This window comes from Bradyrhizobium sp. SZCCHNR1017 (assembly GCF_032381375.1).
In the GTDB taxonomy this organism is placed as follows: domain Bacteria; phylum Pseudomonadota; class Alphaproteobacteria; order Rhizobiales; family Xanthobacteraceae; genus Bradyrhizobium.
Genome location: NZ_JAUHIR010000002.1, coordinates 553,756 through 576,863, shown reverse-complemented (window position 1 = coordinate 576,863; position 23,108 = coordinate 553,756). Strand labels below are relative to the sequence as shown.

At 66.2% G+C, this 23,108-nt stretch carries 21 protein-coding genes; 9 read left to right on the top strand and 12 right to left on the bottom strand.

The genetic code is table 11. From position 1 onward, the window contains the following. The first annotated feature begins 108 nt into the window (after positions 1–108). Together QW863_RS08240 and QW863_RS08235 are read left to right on the top strand one after the other, a co-directional pair. Positions 109–1,161: an alpha/beta hydrolase gene (locus tag QW863_RS08240; protein WP_315714966.1), complete on the top strand. Its 1,053-nt coding sequence runs from the start codon at positions 109–111 to the stop codon at positions 1,159–1,161. A 102-nt stretch (positions 1,162–1,263) separates the two neighbouring features. After that, a complete protein-coding gene (locus QW863_RS08235) occupies positions 1,264–2,241 on the top strand; it encodes a sensor histidine kinase (protein ID WP_315714517.1) in 978 nt (325 codons plus the stop codon). Positions 2,242–2,318: 77 nt separating this feature from the next. Here QW863_RS08235 and QW863_RS08230 read toward each other — a convergent pair whose 3' ends face one another. The 3 genes from QW863_RS08230 to QW863_RS08220 all read right to left on the bottom strand — a co-directional run bounded on the left by QW863_RS08230 (position 2,319) and on the right by QW863_RS08220 (position 7,426). Next, entirely contained in the window at positions 2,319–2,822 is a 504-nt protein-coding gene (locus tag QW863_RS08230) for a DUF4262 domain-containing protein (RefSeq protein WP_315714518.1), read from the bottom strand. A gap of 152 nt (positions 2,823–2,974) precedes the next feature. Beyond that, complete coding sequence (locus QW863_RS08225) at positions 2,975–6,466, bottom strand: indolepyruvate ferredoxin oxidoreductase family protein (RefSeq protein WP_315714519.1); 3,492 nt, start codon at positions 6,464–6,466, stop codon at positions 2,975–2,977. A gap of 315 nt (positions 6,467–6,781) precedes the next feature. Beyond that, a complete protein-coding gene (locus QW863_RS08220) occupies positions 6,782–7,426 on the bottom strand; it encodes a trimeric intracellular cation channel family protein (RefSeq protein WP_315714520.1) in 645 nt (214 codons plus the stop codon). Between the two features lie 150 nt (positions 7,427–7,576). On the opposite strand from QW863_RS08220, the gene QW863_RS08215 reads away from it, so the two are divergent. Further along, complete coding sequence (locus QW863_RS08215; RefSeq protein ID WP_315714521.1) at positions 7,577–7,981, top strand: hypothetical protein; 405 nt, start codon at positions 7,577–7,579, stop codon at positions 7,979–7,981. Between the two features lie 170 nt (positions 7,982–8,151). Continuing rightward, the gene (locus tag QW863_RS08210) at positions 8,152–8,469 is read left to right on the top strand and encodes a hypothetical protein (RefSeq protein WP_315714522.1); all 318 of its coding nucleotides are present in this window, start codon (positions 8,152–8,154) and stop codon (positions 8,467–8,469) included. A 102-nt stretch (positions 8,470–8,571) separates the two neighbouring features. Here QW863_RS08210 and QW863_RS08205 read toward each other — a convergent pair whose 3' ends face one another. Together QW863_RS08205 and QW863_RS08200 are read right to left on the bottom strand one after the other, a co-directional pair. Next, positions 8,572–9,390: an isocitrate lyase/phosphoenolpyruvate mutase family protein gene (locus QW863_RS08205; protein ID WP_315714523.1), complete on the bottom strand. Its 819-nt coding sequence runs from the start codon at positions 9,388–9,390 to the stop codon at positions 8,572–8,574. A gap of 46 nt (positions 9,391–9,436) precedes the next feature. Beyond that, the gene (locus QW863_RS08200) at positions 9,437–9,751 is read right to left on the bottom strand and encodes an NIPSNAP family protein (RefSeq protein WP_315714524.1); all 315 of its coding nucleotides are present in this window, start codon (positions 9,749–9,751) and stop codon (positions 9,437–9,439) included. A 75-nt stretch (positions 9,752–9,826) separates the two neighbouring features. Between QW863_RS08200 and QW863_RS08195 the strand changes: the two genes are divergently transcribed. Together QW863_RS08195 and QW863_RS08190 are read left to right on the top strand one after the other, a co-directional pair. Further along, positions 9,827–10,525, top strand: coding sequence for a winged helix-turn-helix domain-containing protein (locus QW863_RS08195; RefSeq protein WP_315714525.1), 699 nt, complete (start codon positions 9,827–9,829; stop codon positions 10,523–10,525). Positions 10,526–10,636: 111 nt separating this feature from the next. Beyond that, a complete protein-coding gene (locus QW863_RS08190) occupies positions 10,637–11,641 on the top strand; it encodes an alpha/beta hydrolase (RefSeq protein ID WP_315714526.1) in 1,005 nt (334 codons plus the stop codon). Between the two features lie 98 nt (positions 11,642–11,739). Here QW863_RS08190 and QW863_RS08185 read toward each other — a convergent pair whose 3' ends face one another. The 5 genes from QW863_RS08185 to QW863_RS08165 all read right to left on the bottom strand — a co-directional run bounded on the left by QW863_RS08185 (position 11,740) and on the right by QW863_RS08165 (position 15,737). Continuing rightward, positions 11,740–12,099 (bottom strand): twin-arginine translocation signal domain-containing protein, encoded by a 360-nt coding sequence (locus QW863_RS08185; protein WP_315714527.1) that lies wholly within the window; start codon positions 12,097–12,099, stop codon positions 11,740–11,742. A gap of 140 nt (positions 12,100–12,239) precedes the next feature. Next, a complete protein-coding gene (locus tag QW863_RS08180; protein WP_315714528.1) occupies positions 12,240–12,554 on the bottom strand; it encodes a hypothetical protein in 315 nt (104 codons plus the stop codon). A gap of 56 nt (positions 12,555–12,610) precedes the next feature. Next, entirely contained in the window at positions 12,611–13,330 is a 720-nt protein-coding gene (locus QW863_RS08175; protein ID WP_315714529.1) for an alpha/beta hydrolase, read from the bottom strand. Positions 13,331–13,506: 176 nt separating this feature from the next. Then, positions 13,507–13,974, bottom strand: a complete 468-nt coding sequence (locus QW863_RS08170) for a hypothetical protein (RefSeq protein ID WP_315714530.1) — start codon at positions 13,972–13,974, stop codon at positions 13,507–13,509. Between the two features lie 230 nt (positions 13,975–14,204). Next, positions 14,205–15,737, bottom strand: a complete 1,533-nt coding sequence (locus QW863_RS08165; protein WP_009027335.1) for an acyl-CoA carboxylase subunit beta — start codon at positions 15,735–15,737, stop codon at positions 14,205–14,207. Positions 15,738–15,862: 125 nt separating this feature from the next. Between QW863_RS08165 and QW863_RS08160 the strand changes: the two genes are divergently transcribed. Continuing rightward, positions 15,863–16,366: a DUF4260 domain-containing protein gene (locus tag QW863_RS08160; RefSeq protein WP_315714531.1), complete on the top strand. Its 504-nt coding sequence runs from the start codon at positions 15,863–15,865 to the stop codon at positions 16,364–16,366. On the opposite strand, the gene QW863_RS08155 is transcribed toward QW863_RS08160, so the two are convergent. Beyond that, positions 16,305–19,445 carry an efflux RND transporter permease subunit gene (locus tag QW863_RS08155; protein ID WP_315714532.1) on the bottom strand — a complete coding sequence of 1,047 codons (3,141 nt, stop codon included), beginning with the start codon at positions 19,443–19,445 and terminating at the stop codon, positions 16,305–16,307. The two genes, QW863_RS08160 and QW863_RS08155, sit on opposite strands and share 62 nt — an antisense overlap. 24 nt (positions 19,446–19,469) lie before the next feature. Beyond that, on the bottom strand, positions 19,470–20,651 hold the full coding sequence (locus QW863_RS08150) for an efflux RND transporter periplasmic adaptor subunit (RefSeq protein ID WP_315714533.1): 1,182 nt from the start codon (positions 20,649–20,651) through the stop codon (positions 19,470–19,472). A gap of 738 nt (positions 20,652–21,389) precedes the next feature. Between QW863_RS08150 and QW863_RS08145 the strand changes: the two genes are divergently transcribed. Together QW863_RS08145 and QW863_RS08140 are read left to right on the top strand one after the other, a co-directional pair. After that, the gene (locus tag QW863_RS08145; RefSeq protein ID WP_315714967.1) at positions 21,390–22,361 is read left to right on the top strand and encodes a dienelactone hydrolase family protein; all 972 of its coding nucleotides are present in this window, start codon (positions 21,390–21,392) and stop codon (positions 22,359–22,361) included. Positions 22,362–22,461: 100 nt separating this feature from the next. Continuing rightward, positions 22,462–22,947 (top strand): hypothetical protein, encoded by a 486-nt coding sequence (locus QW863_RS08140; protein WP_315714534.1) that lies wholly within the window; start codon positions 22,462–22,464, stop codon positions 22,945–22,947. Positions 22,948–23,108: the final 161 nt, after the last annotated feature.

Sequence of the window (23,108 nt, the reverse complement as noted above, 5' to 3'; positions counted from 1 at the left end):
CGCCAGGACGGCACAACGGAACGAACCGCGTGACCGGCCGTTGCCCCTGCGCTGCATCATTTCTCGGATCCTCCGGATGTCGTGCACGCCTTTCCATGAGGGCAGATGATGACCGCAGCCCGGACCACAGCGCGCGCGCTCGCGGCGTCGACGCCCAGCCGCCTGACCAACTCGACACCATCCCTCCAGCCGCTGGCGCATCGCAGCCGGTCGCTGGCGAAGACTCATCCATTTCTTCTGGCGGCAGCGGCGGCCACGACCGTTCTGGCCGTCACAGCACTGATCAATCGCCGCCTCGCCAAGTCTGCCGAGCGGGCCAATCCTCCCGCCGGCCAGTTCATGGACGTCGACGGCGTCCGGCTGCACTATGTCGAGCGCGGCACCGGCGTGCCGCTGGTGCTGCTGCACGGCAACGGCAGCATGATCCAGGACTTCGCCTCTAGCGGCCTGATCGATCTGGCGGCGCAGAACTACCGTGTCATTGCGTTCGACCGGCCGGGCTTCGGCCACAGCGACCGGCCGCGCAACGTCGTGTGGACGCCGACGGCGCAGGCCGGGCTAATCAAGAGCGCGCTCGATCGCCTGGGCGTCTCGGAGGCCTTCGTCCTGGGTCATTCCTGGGGCGCATCCGTCGCCGTCGCGCTCGCCCTCGAACATCCGACCATGGTCAAGGGCATGGTGCTCGCCTCCGGCTATTACTACCCGACCTTCCGGTCCGACGTGGTGGCCGGATCGGCTCCGGCCATTCCCTTGCTGGGCGATATCCTGCGCTACACCATCTCCCCTCTGATCAGCCGGATGATGTGGCCGCTGCTGATGGCCAAGCTGTTCGGCCCGCGATCGGTTCCGGCGAAGTTTGCCGGCTTCCCCAAGGAAATGGCGGTTCGCCCGTCGCAGATCCGCGCCTCCGCCGCGGAGGCCGCGCTGATGATTCCCGATGCTTTCCGCTTCAGGAGAGCGTACGGTGAGCTGAAGATGCCGGTCGTGATCGTTGCCGGTGATCAGGATCGCCTGATCGACATCGACGCGCAGTCCAGACGGCTTCATCACGACGTCAGCCAGAGCACCTTTCGCCGCGTGCGCGGCGCCGGCCACATGGTGCATCAGACGGCGACCGAGGCCGTCATGTCCTCGATCGACGAAGTCGCAGCGGCGGCGTAGTCGGAGGGCGAACATGGCTGCGGCTGCCGGATTGCGGAATCCGTAGCTTGCAGAGCGGCGAAGAAAGCGGGGATCGAACTCATGGCGGCCGAGGACGCGTGCATGCCGATCTGGCACGAAAAGCATCTGCGCGCTGCCACCAAAGCTGCCGGCGTGGCCCTGTGGTCGTGGAACGTCGACACCGACGCGATCACGATGGACGAGCGCGCCTATGAGCTGTGGGAGGTGCCCAAGACCAAGAGCAGGATCACGTTCGAGGTGCTCTCCCAGAACATTCACCCCGCCGATCTCGAACGGGTGAGATCGGCGTTTTCGGCGACACGGGCGATCGTCGGCGCTTATGAGATCGATTTTCGCATTCTCGCGGATGGCGAAATCCGCTGGATCTCCGCCCGCGGCCAAGGTGACGATGCCGACATCGCCGAGCGGCTGATGTTCGGCGTCTTCCTCGACGTGACCCAGCGCAAGCAGGCCGAAGAAGCCAACGAGCTGCTGGCGGGCGAGATGAGCCATCGGGTCAAGAACCTGCTGACGATCGCCACCGCGCTGACGCAGATGACGTCGCGCACGGCGGCGACAAAGGAGGACATGGCCCACGAGCTCGCCAGCCGGTTGATCGCGCTGGGCCGTGCCCAGGATCTGATACGTCCGCGGCCGGGCGGGACGAACCAAGCAGCCCTGCTCGGCGATCTCGTCTCGGTGCTGCTTGCCCCCTATGACGAGAAAGGCGCCAGCGTCCGCATCCGTGTGTCGGTGCCCAAGATGAATGTCGGAGAACGCTCGAGCACGACATTGGCACTGGTGATCCACGAGCTCGCGACCAACTCGGCGAAATACGGCTCGCTGTCGGTTTCGAGCGGCACGCTGGACGTGTCGTGCAACGCGCATGACGACGAAGTGGTGATCATGTGGACCGAGCGCGGCGGGCCGCCGAAGTCGGCCGACACCACCGAAGGCTTCGGCAGCAAACTGATCCATCGCAGCATGAACGCCCAGCTCGGCGGCACCATCGCCTTCGACTGGTCCGCCGAAGGCCTGGTCGTGACGCTGCGCATGAGCCGGGAGCGGATGGCGAATTGACTCGCGGGAGGCGGAAGCTGGCACCGATCGCATGATGGTGGGCACGGCGCTTGCGTGCCTTTGCGATGGCCGCCGGACTAGCGTGCGCAGAGGCCGGACCAATTGCCTTCCGTGAGATCGGGCTGGGCTGCCCGGATGTCGACCGGCGCGTCCGACGACCATGGAAAGTGTCCGTCGCGATCGGGATAGACCAATTGCAGACATTCGAAACCGTTACCGCCGTAGAACCAGCGGCTCCAGCCGAGATGATTGCGATAGTGCTGTTGCGCGACGGGTAGCAACACGGCGGGGATGTTCTTGAACACATCGCCGGACTCACTGCCGATGGGGATACGCCGTCCCGCTTCGAGTTCATGATACAGATGCCAGAAGACATCCTGAGCGATTTGTCCCCGCAGCGAGAAGACAATCAACTCGGGATGGCCAAACTTCAACCAGAAGCCGGTTGTGTAGGCGAAGCCAGGCCCTTCAGCGTCGGCTCCGACATGAACCGCGAACCAGCCGTGCTCACGAATGTTGGCGACGAACTTCCGCTCATGCTCGTCAAGCTTCTCCGGATCAGCATCGAGCGCAGTGTGCATCGGTTGTGCCTCTTACGTTCGTCCAGACGATTCCATCCTGCGAGCTGTCCGTGAGCTCCGGCATTGCGAGCGAAGCGAAGCAATCCAAGGCATCACGCGGACTCTGGATTGCTTCGTCGCTCCGCTCCTCGCAATGACGGAGAGGCCAAGCCTTACTCCGCCGCCATCTGCCTTGGCGCGGGCGGTGGATTGGCGAGGTCGGCGGCGAGCTGGGCGTAGCGCGCCTTGGCGTCCTGCACCGCCTTCTCCTTGACCGGGCCGTAGCCGCGGATCTTGTCCGGCAGCGACAGGAATTCGACGGCGATGTCGACGTTGGCAGGCGACAGCAGGTTCAGCACGGTGGCGACGTCCTTCTCGTAGCCGGCGATCAGGTCGCGCTCCATCTTGCGTTCGGCCGCGTAGCCGAAGACGTCCAGTGGTGTGCCGCGCAGGCCCTTCAGCTTTGCCAGCAGCCGGAACATCTTCATCATGCCCGGCCCGAAGCTGCGCTTCTTCGGCCTCCCTTGCGGATCGAGGCCGGAATTGAGGATGGGCGGCGCGAGGTTGAACGAGATCTTGTAGTCGCCCTCGAACGCGTCATGGAGCTGCTTCTCGAAGCTGCCGTCGGAGAACAACCGCGCCACCTCGTACTCGTCCTTGTAGGCGAGCAGCTTGGCATAGTTGATCGCCACTGCGCGCGGCAGCGCCTCGCCGTAGCCGCCCTTGTCGGCGGCTTCGCGCACCTGATCGACCAGCTTGCGGTAGCGCTTGGCGAGCCGCGCATTCTGATAGCCGGTGAGATGCGCCATGCGGTGGGCGATGATCTCGTCGAGCGTCATCGCCTCAAGCGATTTCGGCGGCACCGCCTCGTCCTTGCCGGTCATCATGTCGGCGAGCCGCTCCGGGTTGACCACCGCGAGGCGGCCGAGCCGGAACGCCTCGGTGTTCATCTTGACCGCGACGCCGTTGATCGCGATCGCCTTCTCGATCGCCTCGGCCGACAGCGGCAGCAGGCCCTTCTGGTAGGCGTAGCCCATCATCATCATGTTGGTGGCGATGCTGTCACCGAGCAGCGCCTCGGCCGGCTTGGTGAAATCGAGGAAGGTCGAGTCCTTGTGCAGCGCCGTTTCCAGCAGGCTCGTCACCTTGCGGTTCTGGAAATTGAAGTCGCGGTTGAGCACGAAATCGGCGGTCGGGATCAGATGGCTGTTGATGACGCCATGGGTGCGCTCGGCATCGCACAGCGTGATCGTCTCCTTGGCACCCGCCACCACTTCGTCGGCGGCGATGACGAGGTCGGCGGTCCCGGTGACGATGCGCGAGCAGGTCACGTCAGCCGTATTCTCGGAGAGGCGGACATGGCTGAGCACCGCGCCACCCTTCTGCGCGAGGCCCGACATGTCGAGGATCATCGAGGCCTTGCCCTCGATGTGCGCGGCCATGCCGAGCAGCGCGCCGATCGTCAGCACGCCGGTGCCGCCGACGCCGCCGACCGCGACGTTGTAGGGCCGCTCCAGTGACGGCTTGGTCAGCGGTTCCGGCATCTCGCCGATGACGCCGAGCTCAGCGGGCGCGCGGCTGCGCGGCTTGCCGCCGTCGATGGTGACGAAGGACGGGCAGAAGCCCTTCACGCAGGAATAGTCCTTGTTGCAGGAGGACTGGTTGATGACGCGCTTGCGGCCGAGCTCGGTCTCCAGCGGCTCGACCGAGATGCAGTTCGACTGCACCGAGCAGTCGCCGCAGCCCTCGCAGACGGCCGGATTGATGAAGACGCGGCGCTGCGGATCCTCCATCGTGCCGCGCTTGCGGCGGCGGCGCTTCTCGGCGGCGCAGGTCTGCACGAACACGATGGCCGAGGCGCCCTTGGTCTCGCGCAGCGTCTTCATGACGTTTTCGAGCTCGTCGCGGTGCGCAAGCTTGACGCCGGGCGCGATACTGTCGGCCGGATAGGCGTCTGGATTCTCCGAGACCAGATAGATCTCGCGGATGCCCTCGGCATGGAGCTGGAAGGTGATCTGCTGCGGCGACAAATCGCCGTCATGGCGCTGGCCGCCGGTCATCGCGACCGCGTCGTTGTAGAGGATCTTGTAGGTGATGTTGGCCTTGGAGGCGATCGACTGGCGGATCGCGAGGCTGCCGGAATGGAAATAGGTGCCGTCGCCGAGATTGGCGAAGATGTGCTTCTCGTCGGTGAACGGCGCGATGCCGACCCACGGCACGCCCTCGCCGCCCATATGGGTGAAGGTCTCGGTGTTGCGGTTCATCCACAGCGACATGAAGTGGCAGCCGATGCCGGCCAGCGCGCGGCTGCCCTCGGGCACCTTGGTCGAGGTGTTGTGCGGGCAGCCCGAGCAGAAATACGGCGTGCGCGCCACCGGCGAGACCAGTTGCATCTGCGAGGCGTCGCGGCCGTTGAACCAGTCGGCCTTGGCGCGCAGCATCGCCTTGATCTCGGGGTTGAGGTCGAGGCGGAGAAGACGCTCGGTGAGCGATGTCGCGAGCGAGGCGACGGAGAGCTCGGTGGCAAACGGCAGGAAGCGCTTGTCGTGGTCGTCCATCTTGCCGACGATGCGCGGGCGGACGTCGTCGCGCCAGTTGAACAGCTCCTGCTTGACCTGGTTCTCGACGATCTCGCGACGCTCCTCGATGATGAAGATCTCCTCGAGGCCGACCGCGAACTGCCGCACGCCTTCCGGCTCCAGTGGCCAGGGCATGCCGATCTTGTAGAGGCGAAGCCCGATCCTGGCGGCGACCTCCTCGGTGATCCCGAGCTCGCGCAGCGCCTGGCGGATGTCCTCGTAGCTCTTGCCCGACGCCATGATGCCGTAGCGGGCGTTCGGTGAGTCCATCGTGATGCGGTTGACCTTGTTGGCGCGGGCAAAGGCGATCGCGGCAAAGCCCTTGTAGTCCTGCAGCCGCCGGTCCTGCTCGAAGCGGTCATCCGGCCAGCGCAGATTGAGGCCGCCCGGCGGCATCTCGAAATCGGCGGGGATGACGAACGGCGTCATCTCGTCGTTGAGGTTGATCTCGGCGGTCGTCTCCACCGTCTCGGTGATCACCTTCATTCCGACCCAGCAGCCGGAATAGCGCGACATCGCGATGCCGAGCAGGCCCATCTCGATCATCTCGTGAATCGAGGACGGATAGAGATAGGGCATCAGCGCCGAGATGAAGGCATGGTCGGACTGATGCGGCACGGTCGAGGATTTGGCGCCGTGGTCGTCGCCGGCGAGACAGAGCACGCCGCCGTTCTTGGCGGAGCCGGCCGCATTGCCGTGGCGAAACACGTCGCCGCAGCGGTCGACGCCGGGGCCCTTGCCGTACCAGATGCCGACGACGCCGTCATACCTGCCGCCGGGCGACAGTGCGAGTTGCTGCGAGCCCCAGATCGCGGTCGCCGCGAGGTCCTCGTTCACGCCGGGCTGGAACTTGATGTTGTACTGCTCGAGATGCTTGCGGGCCGAGAACAGCTGCTGGTCGTAGCCGCCGAGCGGCGAGCCGCGATAGCCGGAGATGAAGCCGGCGGTATGGAGACCGGCGGCGCGGTCGCGCCGGATCTGGGCCATCGGCAGCCGCACCAGCGCCTGGATGCCGGTCAGGAAGATGTGGCCGGAGCTTGCGGTGTATTTCTGGTCGAGATTGATCTCGCTCTCGTTGAGTCCCATTCCGCCCTCTTGCCGTGCCTTGTCGGGGTGCGCGGCTGCCGCCGGCCGGCGGAAGCGCGCGTTCTGCCAATCATTTATGTCTGCTTTTGAAGAATGCGCATCACAAATCTCGTCTGCGCAGGGCAGCCAACCGAAATCGCAATTTCGTGGCGGGAGCCGGCTGCGGCTTTTGCGGTTTGTGTCGAAAACGGCCACTGCCGCGAAATGGGATGATGCGCACCATGGCTTTGGCGGCTCGGCGGACGGTGACTGAACCGTAGTGGCCGGCACGATTCCGGCCCGAACGAATTGTGCGATGCGATAAGATCGCCTTCTTCAGCCCCGATCGTCGCCCGCAAATACGAAGCGCGGCATGTTCCATTTGTAGCGGATCGCGAGCAGCCGGAACGACAGTCCGAGCGCGAAGGTCAGCGCCGTCCACCATCCGCTGGCGATGCCGAGCGACAAGCCGGTCGCATAGACCAGGCCCGTGACGAGGGACACGCTGGCGTAGAGCTCGGCGCGAAACAGCAATGGCACGTCATTGCACAGGATGTCGCGCAGCACGCCGCCGGCGCAACCCGTGATCATCCCGGCGACGATGACGATGCCGATCGGCACGTTCATCTGCCAGGCGATGTCGCAGCCCGTCATCGTGAACACGACGAGGCCGACCGCATCGAGAACGAGGAACGCCATGGTCAGCCTGTGAACCAGGCGCGCCATGGCGATCGTCACGAACGGCGCCAGCACGGTCAGCAACAGCAAGGACGGCTGCTCGACCCAGACAAGCGGATAGTGGCCGAGCAGCACGTCGCGCAAGGTGCCGCCGCCGAGCGCGGTGATCGCCCCCAACAAGCAGACGCCCATCCAGTCCATGCTGCGGCGTCCCGCCGCCAGCGCGGCCGTCATCGCCTGCGCCGCCAGCGCCACCCAGGTCAACAGATGCAACACGCTGTCACCGGGCGGCAGGTTCCACATCGAAGGCTCCAACAAACAGGACGGAGAATCGCAGTGCACGTGAGGCACCTTAGCGCGCGGTGCAACGGATCGACTGGGGATTTCGTAAGGTTTCGCGGAACAGAGCCGGGGCCCGACTGGTTGTCGGGTGACAATCGCAAGGAGGACATCATGGCCAACGAACGGCTCCCGAACGAACGCTATCCCGACGGCATGAACCGGCCGGACATGACGACGCGGCCCGGCATGCCCGGTGCCGACATGACCGGCGCCGACTACGAGCGCGCGGCGCGGACGGACAGCCAGCTGCAGCCCGATCCCGAGTTGAGGGAAGGCTCCGCCTCGACCGGCCGGATCGCAGCGTACGCCCTTGGCATCGCGATTTTGCTCGGCGCCGTGTTCTACGGGCTGAACAACATGTCGATGCGCAACGATCAGGCGAGCACCACGCCGGCCTCGCAATCCGCCTCGACCACCAAAGATAACACCTCGCCCGGCGTGACGACCGGCGCCGCGGGAGATCGCACCGCACCGCCGCCGGCGGCCCCGAGCGACAAGCCCAACGCCGTCAAATAATCTCGCGGACGGCAATCAGCGGTCCCACTCCTGGGCGGCGGGTGAGCAATCACCCGCCGCCGTTTTTTGGCGAGTCCTCCAACAAATTACGCGAAGCGTGCGAGGCCGCCATGGAACCATAGCAGCGCGAACCGATTGGCTCATTGACACTCTCACCCAGGAGATACGTAATGAAAGCTCTCTCCATAGCTATCGCAGCCGCGGCAAGCACGCTGGCCGTGACCGCCGCTTCGGCGGCACCGATCTCTCCCGCAGCCTCGGCGGTCCCGCAACGAGACATCCAGAACGTCCGGATGGTCTGTAACGAGGAAGGCCGCTGTTGGCGCGAGCGCAGTGAACGCCGCGTCATCATTCAAGGCGAAGATCGCGATTCCTACGCGTACGCTCCGCGTGAGCGCTACATCGAGCGGCGCGGCTACGAAGACCGCGGCGGCATCGGCTTCCGCGCCCCGGGCGTCAGCGTCGGCATCGGAACGGATCGCTACTAAGCGATTTCAGCAAATCAGACTGAAAAGCCGCGGCAGAGTCCGCGGCTTTTCTACAGGCAGATGAGATCAGTATCTGCGGGAGGACGGGCGCGCAGCCTGATCTCAACCGAAGAGCTTGTTCAGCTCGCCCCCGGGATAGCCGTTGGCCAGTTCGGTGAAGGTGCCCTGCTCGGCCATCTCCTTGGCCGCCCGGACGAAGCCGGCCCAGGCCACCCGCGCCAGCGAACCGCCGACGCTGATGCGGCGCACGCCGAGCTCGGCGGCCTGGCTCAATGACAGACCCGACGCGCCGATCAGCAGGTTCACAGGCTTGGGCGCCACCGCGTTGACGACAGCCGTGATCTCCTCGACCGTCTTGATCCCCGGAGCGTACAGACAATCCGCGCCGGCCTCGGCATAGGCCGCGAGGCGATCGGTCACGAGCTTGAGATCGGGCTTGCCCCAGAGAAACGCCTCGCAGCGGCCGGTCAGCAGCACGTCCCCACCGCTTGCATCGATCGCCTGACGTGCGGCGCGGATGCGCGCAACCGCCAGTTCGCACGCGTAGAGCGGATCATCCTTGTCACCCGTGGAGTCCTCGATCGACAGACCGGCGACGCCGGTGGCAACCGCGCGCGTGACGTTGGCGGCCACGCCCTCGGGGGCATCGGCGAAGCCGCCCTCGAAATCGGCGTTGACGGGAATGTCGACCGCCGCGGACAGCGCCGCCAGATGCGCGAGCATCTCGTCGAGCGTCGTGCCGGTGTCCGCCTTGCCGATCGACCACGCGAAGCCGGCGCTGGTCGAGGCGACCGCGTTGAAGCCGAGATGTTGCAGCATTTTGGCCGTGCCGGCGTCGAACGGGTTCGGCAGCACGAAGCAGCCGGCCTCGTGCAGCTTGCGAAAGGCCGCGCGCTTGTCCGCCGTGTTGATCAACTCCATGTCATCCTCCCATGCATCCTCGCGTTGCGGCAGCATAGAGCCGCGATCATTGCGCCGCCACGACGTTGCGCAAGAATGTTCGCTCTTCGCCCCGAATGAGCTTGTGCTCCTCGGCCAGCGCAAAGTTCGCCCGGCCCTCGGCATCGCCGCGCAAGGCTGCGCGATAGCGCTCGTAAGCTGCGAGACTGTCGAATGAAATCAGGCCGTAGGCGATGTCGTTGGTGCCTTCATGAGGCATGAAATAGCCGATCAGGTCGCCGCCGCAACGGGGGATGATCGACAGCCAGCGCCTGGCATAGGCCTCGAACACGTCGCGCTTGAACGGATCGATGCGATAGCGGATGAAGACGGTGATGGTCATGACAACCTCCGGTGAGTTCTGTATCGTCGACACTATCCGCTTGCCGGGCGAGAATGCTTCGGCTAGCATCGAAGTATGAAATCAGGTCCGGACATTGCGATGGTGGCGGCGCTGGTCGGCGATCCCGCCCGCGCCAACATGCTGACTGCGCTGCTCTCGGGCCGTGCGCTGACCGCGACCGAGCTCGCCCAGGAAGCGGGCGTGACGCCGCAGACGGCGAGCTCGCATCTTGCCAAGCTCGAAGGCGGCGGCCTGGTCGAGCCGGAGAAGCAGGGCCGCCACCGCTACTACCGGCTCGCCGATCCCGATGTCGCCGACGTGCTGGAGAAGCTCGCCGGCCTTGCCGCGCGCGCCGGCCACATGCGGGTGCGCACCGGGCCGAAGGAGCCGGAGCTGCGGCGAGCACGCATCTGCTACGACCACCTCGCCGGCGATCTCGGCGTGCAGATGCTCGACAGCATGACGAGGCAGAAGCTGGTCCGCCGGCGCAAGCAGGAGATCGTGCTGACCGAGGACGGCAAACATTTCCTGGCACAGCATTTGCGGATCTCGCCGGAAATGCTGGCGCATCCGCGCCGGCCCGTGTGCAAGGCCTGCCTCGACTGGAGCGCGCGGCGGCATCATCTCGCCGGCACGCTCGGCGCAGCGTTGATGAAGCGCTTCACCGAGCTGAAATGGGCGGCGCGCGATGCCACCCCAGGCAGTCGCGTGGTCAATTTCAGCCGCGCCGGCGAAAAGCATTTCGCGGCGCTGTTCGGTCCGGCCGAAGACTGACGATCACGCGCTCTTTATCGCAGCGCGGCCCTCGTGCCTTGCGGCCAAGGCGAACGCGGGGCACGGCGTGACGGTTGACGACCATCTCGTCACGTCCGTCGTGGAGTCTTCATGTCCCGTTTCGCTGTCGCCTTCTGTGCCGCCCTGCTCGCCCTCGCCCCGACTGTCGCCCCGGCGGTGGGGGCGCCGCGCGAGCCCTATGGCATCAATCTCGAAGGTTTCCCCTATCCGTATCCGGTCAGCCTGCTGCCCCTGGTCAATGACGGCGAGCAGCTGCGCATGGCCTATATGGATGTGGCGCCGGCGCAGCCGAACGGCCGCGTTGCCCTGCTGCTGCACGGCCGCAACTTCCCCTCGAGCTACTGGGCGCCCGTGATCAAGACACTGACCGACGCCGGCTTCCGCGTCGTGGTGCCCGACCAGGTCGGCTTCGGCAAATCATCCAAGCCTGCAGGCGAGCTGCATTTCGACACGCTGGCGCGCAACACCATGACGCTGCTCGATCACCTCGGCATCGCCAAGGCGGATATCGTCGCGCATTCGATGGGCGGCATGCTGGCCGTGCGCATCGCCCGCGCCTATCCCGACCGCGTCGCGCATCTCGTGCTGACCGCGCCGATCGGGCTCGAGGACTATCGCGTCTACGTGCCGCCGATCCCGTCGGAAAAGATCATCGAGAGTGAGGACCGGCTGACGGCGGACGGCTATCGCAAGCAGCTGGAGACCAACTACGCGCTGAAGCTGCCGCCGGAGCAGGTCACGCCGTTCATCGATGCACGCTTCAACCTGAAGCAAAGCGCCGACTATTCGCGCTGGCTGAAGAGCTTCGTCAGCTCCTATCAGATGATCTACCGCGAGCCGGTGGTGCACGAGATCCCGCTGCTGACGCAGCCGACGCTGTTCATCATGGGCGCGGACGATCACAACGCGCCGGGACGGCCCAACGCGCCCGAGGCCTTGAAAGCGAAGATGGGCCAGAACGCCGAGCTGGCAAAGGGCCTGGCCAGCCGGATGGGCGATGCGCGCGCCGAGGTGGTCGCCAATGCCGGCCACCTCGTCTTCCTCGATGCGCCGGACAAATACGACGCACTGCTGCTGGGCTTCCTCGGCAGGTGAAAGCAAACAATGAGCGACAGGGATCGCGCCACGCCGACCCCTGCCGTGTTGCGGTCACACGTCTGAAACTGCGCTTTCTCGCAATGCGGCTGCGCCGATCACCAGTGGTGGCGGCGATGCCAATGGCGGTGCCAGTGCCGATGATGGTGGCGCCAGCCCCAATGACGGCGCCGCCAACCCCAATGCCGCCGGCGCCAGCCCCAATGGTGTCCGTGACCATGGTGTCCGTGATGATGACCGTGATGCCCCCAGCGAACCTGCTCCGGCGCGAGCCGGTCGGCCTCGTCCCGCGAACCGACCGCGGGTTCGACGTGCTGATCCCTGGCTGAAGGCGCCACCTCGTTCAGCGGCAATGGCGCGAGCGGCGCAGCGACCGCATCGGTGGTGCGGAGCACGGCGCCGGCCGCCGCCGCGCAGCCGAACCCCAATGCCAGCTTGAGGAAGTTCCGTCGTTCCATCGCACGCCTCCATGATGCACGAGCCAGGGCATGAAGGGAGTATTCGACCCATCACCTGAACGTGAGCTGAACTGGCGCGTGCCTGCGGCACAACCATGGCTCTGCCACCTTCGCCGATCTTGGTACGCGCCGCCGGCCGATCACTCCTCGACCGCCTGCGCCAGTACGAAGATTTCGCGCGTCCGCGTCACGTCGGGCCAGTCGCGATTGAAGTCGGCGATCAGGCGCTTCATCTCGTCGCCGCCGACGGCGCGCTCCATCGCATCGATGGCATCGAACTGATACATCGCCTGATGCACCGCCGGGTCAGCGAGGCTCCAGACCCGCCACGCCTTGCGCACGCCAAAACTCCTGATCGCGTCGGGCAGATGAACGTCGCGATACCAGCGATCGAACTCATCGCGCCGGGCGGGATCAGGCAGGGTCGCGCGAACGACGAAAATGGCTGACGGCATCGAGTTTCCTCCGGACCATGTTGGTGTTGCCGCGGAGTCTACCTGCAATCGGCCGCTCAGCGAAACCCTGCGGCCAGGCCGACCACCTGCCCGTCGAGCCCGTTGAAGCCGTGATGGCCGCGCGCCTGACAGGGATCCCCCGCCTCCGCGCCGCCCGACAGCCACTTCACCCGCGCGCGGCCGCCCGACCATCTGATGAATGGATCGACGCCCGCCGGCAGCGTGAACTTGCAGCCGTCACTGGTGTGATGAATGACCAGCGTCCGCGGCAAGGCGGAGGGCGAGCCCAGGATCGACATCACGTTCGAGGAGCTGCCGGACTCCGAGCTGAGGAAGCCCGAAGTCAGCACCAGCGCATCCGGCCGGGCACCGCGGGCAATGCCTTCCGCGGCGCGCAACGTGCCTCGGCTGGTCCCGATCACCGTCACCGGCCGCTTGATCGCGGCCATGTAGTCCACCGCGGCCTTCAAATCGGTGCTGGCGTCCGCGACCATGACGGCGAGCCCGCGGGCGGCATAGGCGTTGCGCGTGCGCACCAGCTGGTTGCCGAGCAGGCCGTGAATGTCGCCGCGATCGCCGACATTGATGGCGCCGTCGCCGCCGGGCAGCAGGATCACGCTGGCGCGCACCAAGGCCGGCCTGATCAGGGCGACGCGGGAGCCGCCGATCGTCACGGTCTCATCGGCGCCGGCGGCTTGAGCGGCGGCGGCCGATATCATCAGCGCCATGCAGATGCGCACGATGAAAAAACGCGACCTCGCCGTCGTCTCGATCATTGGAGCCTCCCCCGCGCCGACTCGCGCGATGACGGGAGACTATCAGAATCAACGAGGCCCGGAGTGCCTAGGAGTCCGGGCCTCGTCACCTCGCGACCTCGCGCGAGCGAGGCCGGTCGGTATTTGATGAAATCTAGCGCCGGTTCACACGGGTCGCATTGAGCTGGCTCAAAACGTCAGTAGCAGCGGGTGATCGTGACGGAGTGATCGCCGCCGCGGCGTCCCGGCACCGTCACGGTCTGCATCGGGCAGCTCGACACATAGGGGCGATCCGACGGCACGACGTTCGGCGGAAAGCGGTGGACCCAGTCCCACGGGACGTCGTAGGTATAGGTGTAGCGCACATCGGCCGATGTGTGCTCGGGGATCTGCTGCGGCACGGGCTCGCCATAGCCGCCATAGGCGAACGCGCCGGCAGCCGGCAGATAGGAACGATAGCCGCGGTGGTGGTGACGGACGAAGGGCCGCACGCCAGGCGCCGGCGGGACGACTTGGCTTGCCCCCGCCTGACCGGCGGCCACGGGCGCAGCCACGGCAACGCCAGACCGGGCCGACGCGGCCTCGGAGGAGAACACCAGCGCGGCGGCGGCCGCGCAGACGACCAGAACTCTGGAATTCCGATATGCCGATGTTCTAACAGCCATGATACGCGACCCTACTCTTCTGACCCATCAGCGATCGACAAAGGCTAGGCCAGCGGCCCAGTTCCCGCAAACCCTTCGTTAAAGGTTAGTTAAGCCGTAAGCTTAACGCCAGGGGCGAAAACGGCGCAGATTGCCGCGCCGATCCGGCGGCAGCGCGCGGCGGCCGCCAGACTTCGTCAAATACGACGGCGACCCGCCGTGCGCCGCCCTCCCTGCTCTTCAACCGCCGCTCACAGCGGCAGATTGTCGTGCTTCTTGGCCGGCATCTCCATCTTCTTGTCACGCAGCATGGCGAGCGCACGGGCGATGCGGCGGCGGGTGGAGTGGGGCATGATGACGTCGTCGATGTAGCCACGCTCGGCAGCGATGAACGGCGACAGGAAGCGGTCCTCGTATTCCTTGGTGCGCGCGGCGATCTTCTCCGGATCCGCCATGTCGGCGCGGAAGATGATCTCGACGGCGCCCTTGGCGCCCATCACCGCAATCTGCGCCGTCGGCCAGGCGTAGTTCATGTCGGCGCCGATCTCCTTGGACGCCATGACGTCGAAGGCGCCGCCATAGGCCTTGCGGGTGATCACGGTGACGAGCGGCACCGTGCATTGCGAGTACGCGAACAACAGCTTGGCGCCATGCTTGATCAGGCCGCCATATTCCTGCGCGGTACCCGGCAGGAAGCCCGGCACGTCGACGAAGGTGACGATCGGGATGTTGAAGGCGTCGCAGAAGCGGACGAAGCGCGCGGCCTTGCGCGAGGCGTCGCTGTCGAGCACGCCGGCCAGCACCATCGGCTGGTTGGCGACGAAGCCCACGGTGCGGCCGGCAATGCGGCCGAAGCCGGTCACGATGTTCTTGGCGAAGCCTTCCGCGATCTCGAAGAAGTCGCCCTCGTCGACGACCTTCAGGATCAGCTCCTTCATGTCGTAGGGCTTGTTCGGATTGTCCGGGATCAGCGTGTCGAGCGACATGTCGACGCGCTCGATGTCGTCGAAGCTCGGCCATTCCGGCACGCCGTCGGAGTTGTTCGACGGCAGGAAGTCGATGAGGCGCCGCATTTGCAGCAGGGTCTCGACGTCGTTGTCGAAGGCGCCGTCGGCGATCGAGGAGCGCGTCGCATGCACCGAGGCGCCGCCGAGCTCCTCCGCGGTCACGACCTCGTTGGTGACGGTCTTCACGACATCCGGGCCGGTCACGAACATGTAGCTGGTGTTCTTCACCATGAAGATGAAGTCGGTCATCGCCGGCGAATACACGTCGCCCCCGGCGCACGGGCCCATGATCACCGAGATCTGCGGGATCACGCCGGACGCCAGCACGTTGCGGCGGAACACGTAGGAATAGCCCGCGAGCGCCGCGACGCCCTCCTGGATGCGGGCGCCGCCGGCGTCATAGAGGCCGATGATCGGCGCCCTCGCCTTCATCGCCATGTCCTGCAGCTTGGTGATCTTCAGCGCGTGGGTCTCGGACAAAGAGCCGCCGAACACCGTGAAGTCCTTGGCGAACACAAAAGTCTTGCGGCCGTTGACGGTGCCCCAGCCGGTGACGACGCCATCGCCCGGGACCTTGGTCTTCTCCATCCCGAACTCGGTCGAACGGTGCTCGACGAACATGTCGAACTCCTCGAACGAGCCCTTGTCGAGCAGCAGCTCGATGCGCTCCCGCGCCGTCAGCTTGCCGCGTGCGTGCTGCGCCTCGATGCGCTTCTCGCCGCCGCCGAGCTTGGCGCCTTTGCGCCGCTCCTCGAGGGTGTCCAGGATGTCCTTCATGCGCTTCCCGCCCGTTCCCGATGTCGTGACTGTTGGCGGCCTTCTATCACGGCTATTTCGGAGCCGGAAAGCCGCTTTCGGCCGTGCCGCCCCTCCTCCCACAGTTCGGAATTGGAAGCAGAATCATGGATATGGCCGCTCAACCGGATCTGGTCACTGAGCCTTCCGGCACATCCCATGGCGCCGTCCATGGCGGCCCGCGCCTGCTGCTGCGGCTCGAAGGGCTGGCGCTGGCCGCCGGCGCAGCCGCCTTCTATGCCCACCAGGGCGGGTCGTGGTGGCTGTTCGCGGCGCTGTTTCTGGCCCCGGACACCAGCTTCGCGGCCTATCTCGGCGGACCGCGCGTCGGCGCGGTCGTCTACAATGCCGTCCACAGCACGCTGGCGCCCGCCGCCCTGCTCGCCCTCGGACTCCTGGCCGGACAACCGCTGGTCACGGCGATCGCGACCGTCTGGCTTGCCCATGTCGGCGTCGACCGCCTCGCCGGCTACGGTTTGAAATACGCCGACGGCTTCGGCTTCACCCATCTCGGCCGGATCGGACGGCGCGTCCCCTGCACGCCCCGGATCAGGGCGCGGCCGACGGCAGCTCCCGGTTCGGCGTCGCCGCGGCCGGCTTGTCGCGGGTGAAGAACCGGATCACCACGACGAAGAACACCGGTACCCAGAGCACCGCGAGGAAGGTCGCCGTGATCATGCCGCCGAGCACGCCCGTGCCCAGCGCCTGCTGGCTCGCGCCACTCGCCCCCGTGGCGATCACCAGCGGCACGACACCGAGGATGAAGGCCAGCGACGTCATGATGATCGGCCGGAAACGCAGCTCGCAGGCGGTGACGGTGGCCTCGATCAGCGGCATCCCGCGCGCCCGCAGGTCCTTGGCGAACTCGATGATCAGGATCGCGTTCTTCGCCGACAGGCCGATGATGGTGATGACGCCGACGGTGAAATAGACGTCGTTCGGCAGGCCGCGCAGCCAGGCCGCGGCGACCGAGCCGATCAGGCCGAGCGGCACGGCGAGCATGACCGCGAACGGGATCGCCCAGCTCTCGTACAGCGCGGCGAGGCAGAGGAAGACGAACAGGATCGACAGCCCGAGCAGGAACGCGGCCTGCGATCCCGCAAGCTTCTCCTGCAGCGACTGGCCGGTCCAGGCGTAGCCGAAGCCCTTCGGCAAGGTGCCCATCAGCCGCTCCATCTCGGCGATCGCGTCGCCGGAGGTGTAGCCCGGCTTGGGATTGCCGGTGATGCGGACCGACGGGTAGCCGTCGAAGCCGACGACCTGGGTCGGCCCGACCACCCATGACAGGCGGGCGAAGGAGGAGAACGGCACCATCTCGCCGGCCGTGTTGCGCACGCTGTAGGTCAGCAGGTCCTCCGGCTTGAGGCGCTTGTCCTCATTGGCTTGCACGATCACGCGCTGCATGCGGCCGAGATTGAGGAAGTCGTTGATGTAGCTCGAGCCGAGGCTCGTCGACAGCGCGCCGTTGATGGCCGCGAAGGTGACGCCGAGCGCGGCCGCCTTGGCACGGTCGATCTCGAGACGGACCGAGGGCGCCGGCGGCAGCCCCTCGACGCTCAGCTTGCCGAGCACGGGCGAGTTCGCCGCGGCCGCAAACAGCGTATCCTTGGCCGCCATCAGCGCATCGTAGCCGCGCTGCGAGCGATCCTGCAGGCGGAAACTGAAGCCGGAGGTGTTGCCGAGATTGTCGATCGGCGGCGGCGCCAGCACCGACACCTCGGCATCACGGATTTTCGCGAACTCCGGATTGAGCTTGGCGATCAGGGCGTCCGCGCTCTGGGCCTTGTTGCGCTCCGACCAGTCCTTCAGCGTCACGAAGGCCTGCGCGGTGTTGGCGCCCTGGCCGTAGAAGCTGAAGCCGGCGACGAACGACACCGTGTCGATGCCGGGCGTCGCGACCAGCTTCTCGTTGACCTCCTGCAAGATGTCGAGGGTCCGGTTGGCGCTGGCATCGGCGGGCGCCAGCACGTCGACCATGACGAAGCCCTGGTCGTCCACCGGCAGGAAGCCGCCGGGCATGCGCCAGAACGAATAGCCGAGCCCCGCCAGGATCAGTGCATAAACGATCATGAAGCGTCCGGCGCGCGCCACGATCCAGCGCGTCGCCTGGCTGTAGCGGTTGGTCGCCGCGGCAAAGCGGCGGTTGAACCAGCCGAAGAAGCCGCGTGCGGCGTGGCCGTGCCCCTTCTCGATCGGCTTCAGCAGGGTCGCGCACAGCGCGGGCGTCAGCGACAGCGCGAGGAACGCCGAAAAGCCGATCGACACCACCATGGCGGCGGAGAACTGCTGATACATGATGCCGACCGAGCCCGGGAAGAAGGCCATCGGCACGAACACGGCCATCAGCACCAGCGTGATGCCGATCACCGCGCCGGTGATCTGATCCATCGCCTTGTCGGTCGCCTCGCGCGGCGGCAGCCCCTCTTCCGCCATGATGCGTTCGACGTTCTCGACCACGACGATGGCGTCGTCCACGAGGATGCCGATCGCGAGCACCATGCCGAACATCGTCAGCACGTTGATGGAGAACCCGAGCGCGAGCAGCACGCCGCAGGTTCCGAGCAGTGCGATCGGCACCACGATGGTCGGGATCAACGTGTAGCGGATGTTCTGCAGGAACAGGAACATCACCAGGAAAACCAGCACGACGGCCTCGCCCAGCGTCATCAGCACCTTCTTGACGGAGGCCGCGATCACCGGGGTCACGTCGTAGGAGACTTCGTACTTCACGCCCGGGGGAAAGAACGCGGCAAGCTCCTCCATCCGCGCCTTGACTGCCTTGGAGGTGGCGAGCGCATTGCCGGCCGGCGCCAGTTGCACCGCGACCGAGGCGGCGGGCTTCCCGTTGAGCCAGGACGAGAACGCATAAGAGAGACCGCCGACCTCGATGCGCGCGACGTCCGCAAGCCGCACGGCCGAGCCATTCAGGTTGGCGCGCAGCACAATGTTGCCGAACTCCTCCGGCGACTCGAGCTGGCCCTTCACCAGCACGGTGTTCTGCACCCGCTGGCGGGTCGGCGACGGCTGCACGCCGAGCTGGCCGGAGGCGACCTGCGCGTTCTGCGCCGCGATCGCCTGATCGACGTCCTGCGGCGTGAGGCCGAGGCCGAGCAGCTTGTCGGGATCGAGCCAGATGCGCATCGCGCGCTCGGTGGCGAACAGCCGCGCACGGCCGACGCCGGGCAGCCGGCGCAGCTCGGGCAGCACGTAGCGCGTCGCGACGTCGCCGAGCCCGATCTCGTCGAGACTGCCGTCGGTCGAGGTCAAGGTGACGAATTGCAGGATGGCGCTGCTCGCCTCGAGAATGACGATGCCCTGCTGCCGCACCGCCTCGGGCAGGCGCGGCTCGATGCGCTTGATGCGGTTCTGGACGTCGACGGAGGCGAGGTCGATGTCGGTCCCCGGCTTGAACGAAGCGAGGATCTCGACCTCGCCGGTGGTGTCGCTGGTCGATTCGTAGTTCAGGATGCCGGCGGCGCCGTTCAGCTCCTCCTCGATCAGGCGCGTGACACTGTAATACAGGTTCTCGGTCGACGCGCCGGGATAGGCGGTCGAAATCGAGATCGAGGGCGGCGCGATGATCGGATACTGCGCGACGGGCAGGAACGGAATCGACAGCACGCCGGCCAGGCAGATGAAGATCGCCACGACCCAGGCAAAGATCGGACGTGCGATGAAGAAGCGCGACATGACAACCTCCGGGCCGTGACTGCGTCAGTTCGAGGCGGACGGCTTGTCGGAGCCGGAAACCTTCCAGGGCACGGCTGTGACGGCACTGCCGGGCGCCACCTTCTGGACGCCGTCAACGACGACGCGCCAGCCGGACTTGAGGCCATCCTCGATCAGGACGCCGGAGGCGAGCGTGCGCCCGGAACGTACCGGCTGAAGGGTGGCGCGGCCTTCGTCATTGACGACATAGACGGCGCTGCTGCCCGACGTCGTGCGCTGCACAGCCTGCGCCGGGACCACGATGCCGTTGGTATCGATCGCCTCCTCGATCTGCACCCGGACATACATACCGGGCAGCAGCTCGCCTTCGGGATTCGGAAACTCGCCGCGCAACGTTACCTTTGCGGTGCCCGGATCGACGCTGACGTCGGAGAACAGCAGGCGCCCTGCATGCTTGTAGATTGAGCCGTCGTCCAACACGAGGCGGACGCGCGCCGCGTCGGGCGCAACGCTCTTCAGCCGCCCTTCCGCGAGATCGCGCCGCAGTTCGTTCAGCTCGGCAACCGACTGGGTGAAGTCGGCATAGACCGGATCGAGCTGCTGGATGGTGGCGAGATGAGTCGTCTCGTTGGGATTGACCAGCGCGCCTTCGGTGACCAGCGCACGGCCGATGCGGCCGCTGATCGGCGCGCGCACCGTCGCCCAATCAAGATTGAGCTGCGCCTGCGCGACCGCGGCCTTCTGGGCCGCAACGTCGGCCTCGGCCTGGCGCTCGGAGGCAACCGCGAGCTCGTACTGCGCCTGGGACGTGGCCTGGCCGGTCAACAAGGTCTTGAGGCGGTCTTCCTGGCGATCGGCCTGATAGAGCACGGCCTCCGCCTTGGCGAGCGCAGCGCGAGCCTTGTCGAGCTCGACCTGGAACGGCGCCGGATCGATCCGGTATAGCACGGCGCCTGCCTCGACGAGCGCGCCCTGCTGGAAGCTGCGCTCGACCACGATGCCGCTGACGCGCGGCCGCACCTCGGCGATCCGCATCGACGTGATCCGCCCCGGCAGGTTCTTGGTCAACGTCACCGGCGCCGCTTCGACCGTGATCACGCCGACCTCGGGCGGGCTCGACGCTTGGGAGGCACCGGAGCCGTCACGGTCGCTGCACGCTGCAAGCGTGAGAAACGAGACCGCACAGATCGTCGCACCGGCCGAACGGATCAATTGCTCTCTCAGCATGAAGTCCATCTTGTTACGTCGCCGGCGCGCATGGATGCTGGACGATTATCGAGGACATCGGATCGCCGAGGATCCGCCGCCCGTCTTCCAGATCGTCGCTCACCAACTCGGCGCGTCGTATGCCACCGTCGCGAGCCGGCGAACGTTCGTGCGCTCCTCATAGGCGAACTGATAGCTGCAATCCAGAATTTTTCCGCAACATGCGGCGACTGCGACAACTGCGCACCATGTATCATCGCAGAAGTCTGCAAGGATGCTGGGCGATATGTCGCGCTTTGCTTCCCGGGCGTTGATGCGGAGTCCGAAAGGCACGAAGAATCCGCAACGACACCGAAAGGATAATGGATCACCCACAAGTCGGATCACGCGACGCTGACGGTCGATGATCGCCTCGTCCTGATCACGTTACCGGGCGCAGAGGCCGCGATCGCCAAACGGTCGCACGAGCGCCGCGTGATCAGCATACCGCTCTCCGCCGGGCTGCCCGCCCGAGCAACGCACATGCCCCCTCGATCCGTTGTCCACCATGCATCTCACGGGATGGTTTGACAGCGCCATGATCGCTCGTTCTACTTGGTTGCAAAGCCGCGCCACAAGCGGCGAGCCAGGAGGACGGTCATGGAGCGACACCATGGTAGCGCGCCGTTGGCGCTTGCCGCGCGCGCCTGTTTCGGTCTCAGACGCGTATCGCGCACCACCACTGGACCAGCGCGGCGTTCGGCAGCAACGGCGGTGGTCATGATGCTGCTCGCTGCACTCGGTCCTGGGCTCGGCGGCAGCGCGAGCGCGCAAGGCATCACCAAGGACGTGCCCGCCCGGGTCGAGATGTATCCGATCCCCTCGCTCACGCTATCTGACCGGCAGTTCCTCTCCGGCGACGACGGCGGCAAGCCGGTCACCGTCGTCGGCGAAATGCGCGTGGCGCAGGGCAGCGGCAGGCTGCCGGTGGTGGTGCTGATGCACGGCTCGGGCGGCGTCGGCGCCAACATCGCAGCCTGGAGCCGCACCTTCAATGCAATGGGGATCTCGACCTTCGCGATCGACGGCTTCACCGGGCGCGGCATCACCGCGACCAGCACCAACCAGGCCCAGCTCGGCCGGCTGAACCTGATCATGGACATCTATCGTGCGCTGGACGTGCTGGCGAAGCATCCGCGCGTCGATCCCGAGCGCATCGTGCTGATGGGCTTTTCACGCGGCGGACAGGCGGCGCTGTATGCGAGCCTCCAGCGCTTCCACAAGCGCTGGAACAATTCCGGGCTGCAATTTGCCGCCTACATCCCGTTCTATCCGGACTGCTCGACGACCTATCTCGGTGAGACCGAGGTCGTGGCGCGGCCGATCCGGATCTTTCACGGCGGACCGGACGACTACAATCCGGTGCGGACCTGCAAGGCCTATGTCGAGCGGCTGAAGGCAGCGGGCCGCGACGTCGCGCTGACCGAATATCCGGACTCGCCGCACGGCTTCGATCTCGGCCTGCTCGGCGCCAACATGCTCGCCGTCGCGCCGAAGGCGCAGACCGTGCGCAACTGCCGCATCAAGGAGAGCGATGGCGGGATGCTGATCAATGCCGACACGCAGCAGCCCTTCACCTATCAGGACGCCTGCGTCGAGTTCGATCCGCATGTCGGTGGCAACCCCGCCACCGCGGAGGCCGCCCGCCAGGCGGTGACGGATTTCCTGCGCGCACTGTTCAAACTGTCGTGAGCAAAAATAGAACGATTTGGATCAATTCTTGAGGTGACAGGTCGAACGCATCGGGTCTTGCTGCGTTGTCGCTCACTTTTCGACGATGAAACGGAGCCCGATGATGCGCGCCTCTCGCCTTGCGATCCCAACTTTGCTGACCGCCCTCGCCTTGGGCGGCGCGGCCCATGCAGCGCCTGCCGCGCCGTTCCGGGGGCTGGAGGGCTCCTGGACCGGCGGCGGCGTGATCAGCATGTCCGACGGCAACCAGGAGCGGCTGCGCTGCCGCGCGGCCTATGACGTCGGCGGCGCCGGCGAGCAGCTCCGGCTCAACATCCGCTGCGCGAGCGACAGCTACAACATCGACCTCTCCAGCGACGTCGCCTATCGCGGCGGCGAGATCTCGGGGCAATGGAGCGAATCGAGCCACAACGCATCCGGCACGATCGAGGGCCGCGCGGTCGGCAACCGCATCGAAGCCCAGGCGCGCGGGCAGACGTTTTCCGCCGGGCTGTCGCTGACGACGCAGGGACGCCGGCAGACCGTGTCGATCCGCCCGGCGGGCACGGAGATCAGGGGCGTCGACCTGGAGCTGGCGCGGAGATAGGCCACCAACATTTCCGCGTCATTGCGCGCGAAGCGGCGAAGCGAAGCGATCCAGAGTCCCTCGATGACTCTGGATTGCTTCGTCGCTTCGCTCCTCGCAATGACGACAGTGTCCTGGTCTTCGAGGAACTCACGTTCGCTGATCCCGGATATCGCTGCGCT

Coding starts and splice junctions, on each gene's coding strand:
- QW863_RS08240 (WP_315714966.1), top strand. CDS start 109: ATGACCGCAGCCCGGACCACAGCGCGCGCGCTCGCGGCGTCGACGCCC.
- QW863_RS08235 (WP_315714517.1), top strand. CDS start 1,264: ATGCCGATCTGGCACGAAAAGCATCTGCGCGCTGCCACCAAAGCTGCC.
- QW863_RS08230 (WP_315714518.1), bottom strand. CDS start 2,822: ATGCACACTGCGCTCGATGCTGATCCGGAGAAGCTTGACGAGCATGAG.
- QW863_RS08225 (WP_315714519.1), bottom strand. CDS start 6,466: ATGGGACTCAACGAGAGCGAGATCAATCTCGACCAGAAATACACCGCA.
- QW863_RS08220 (WP_315714520.1), bottom strand. CDS start 7,426: ATGTGGAACCTGCCGCCCGGTGACAGCGTGTTGCATCTGTTGACCTGG.
- QW863_RS08215 (WP_315714521.1), top strand. CDS start 7,577: ATGGCCAACGAACGGCTCCCGAACGAACGCTATCCCGACGGCATGAAC.
- QW863_RS08210 (WP_315714522.1), top strand. CDS start 8,152: ATGAAAGCTCTCTCCATAGCTATCGCAGCCGCGGCAAGCACGCTGGCC.
- QW863_RS08205 (WP_315714523.1), bottom strand. CDS start 9,390: ATGGAGTTGATCAACACGGCGGACAAGCGCGCGGCCTTTCGCAAGCTG.
- QW863_RS08200 (WP_315714524.1), bottom strand. CDS start 9,751: ATGACCATCACCGTCTTCATCCGCTATCGCATCGATCCGTTCAAGCGC.
- QW863_RS08195 (WP_315714525.1), top strand. CDS start 9,827: ATGAAATCAGGTCCGGACATTGCGATGGTGGCGGCGCTGGTCGGCGAT.
- QW863_RS08190 (WP_315714526.1), top strand. CDS start 10,637: ATGTCCCGTTTCGCTGTCGCCTTCTGTGCCGCCCTGCTCGCCCTCGCC.
- QW863_RS08185 (WP_315714527.1), bottom strand. CDS start 12,099: ATGGAACGACGGAACTTCCTCAAGCTGGCATTGGGGTTCGGCTGCGCG.
- QW863_RS08180 (WP_315714528.1), bottom strand. CDS start 12,554: ATGCCGTCAGCCATTTTCGTCGTTCGCGCGACCCTGCCTGATCCCGCC.
- QW863_RS08175 (WP_315714529.1), bottom strand. CDS start 13,330: ATGATCGAGACGACGGCGAGGTCGCGTTTTTTCATCGTGCGCATCTGC.
- QW863_RS08170 (WP_315714530.1), bottom strand. CDS start 13,974: ATGGCTGTTAGAACATCGGCATATCGGAATTCCAGAGTTCTGGTCGTC.
- QW863_RS08165 (WP_009027335.1), bottom strand. CDS start 15,737: ATGAAGGACATCCTGGACACCCTCGAGGAGCGGCGCAAAGGCGCCAAG.
- QW863_RS08160 (WP_315714531.1), top strand. CDS start 15,863: ATGGATATGGCCGCTCAACCGGATCTGGTCACTGAGCCTTCCGGCACA.
- QW863_RS08155 (WP_315714532.1), bottom strand. CDS start 19,445: ATGTCGCGCTTCTTCATCGCACGTCCGATCTTTGCCTGGGTCGTGGCG.
- QW863_RS08150 (WP_315714533.1), bottom strand. CDS start 20,651: ATGCTGAGAGAGCAATTGATCCGTTCGGCCGGTGCGACGATCTGTGCG.
- QW863_RS08145 (WP_315714967.1), top strand. CDS start 21,390: ATGATGCTGCTCGCTGCACTCGGTCCTGGGCTCGGCGGCAGCGCGAGC.
- QW863_RS08140 (WP_315714534.1), top strand. CDS start 22,462: ATGATGCGCGCCTCTCGCCTTGCGATCCCAACTTTGCTGACCGCCCTC.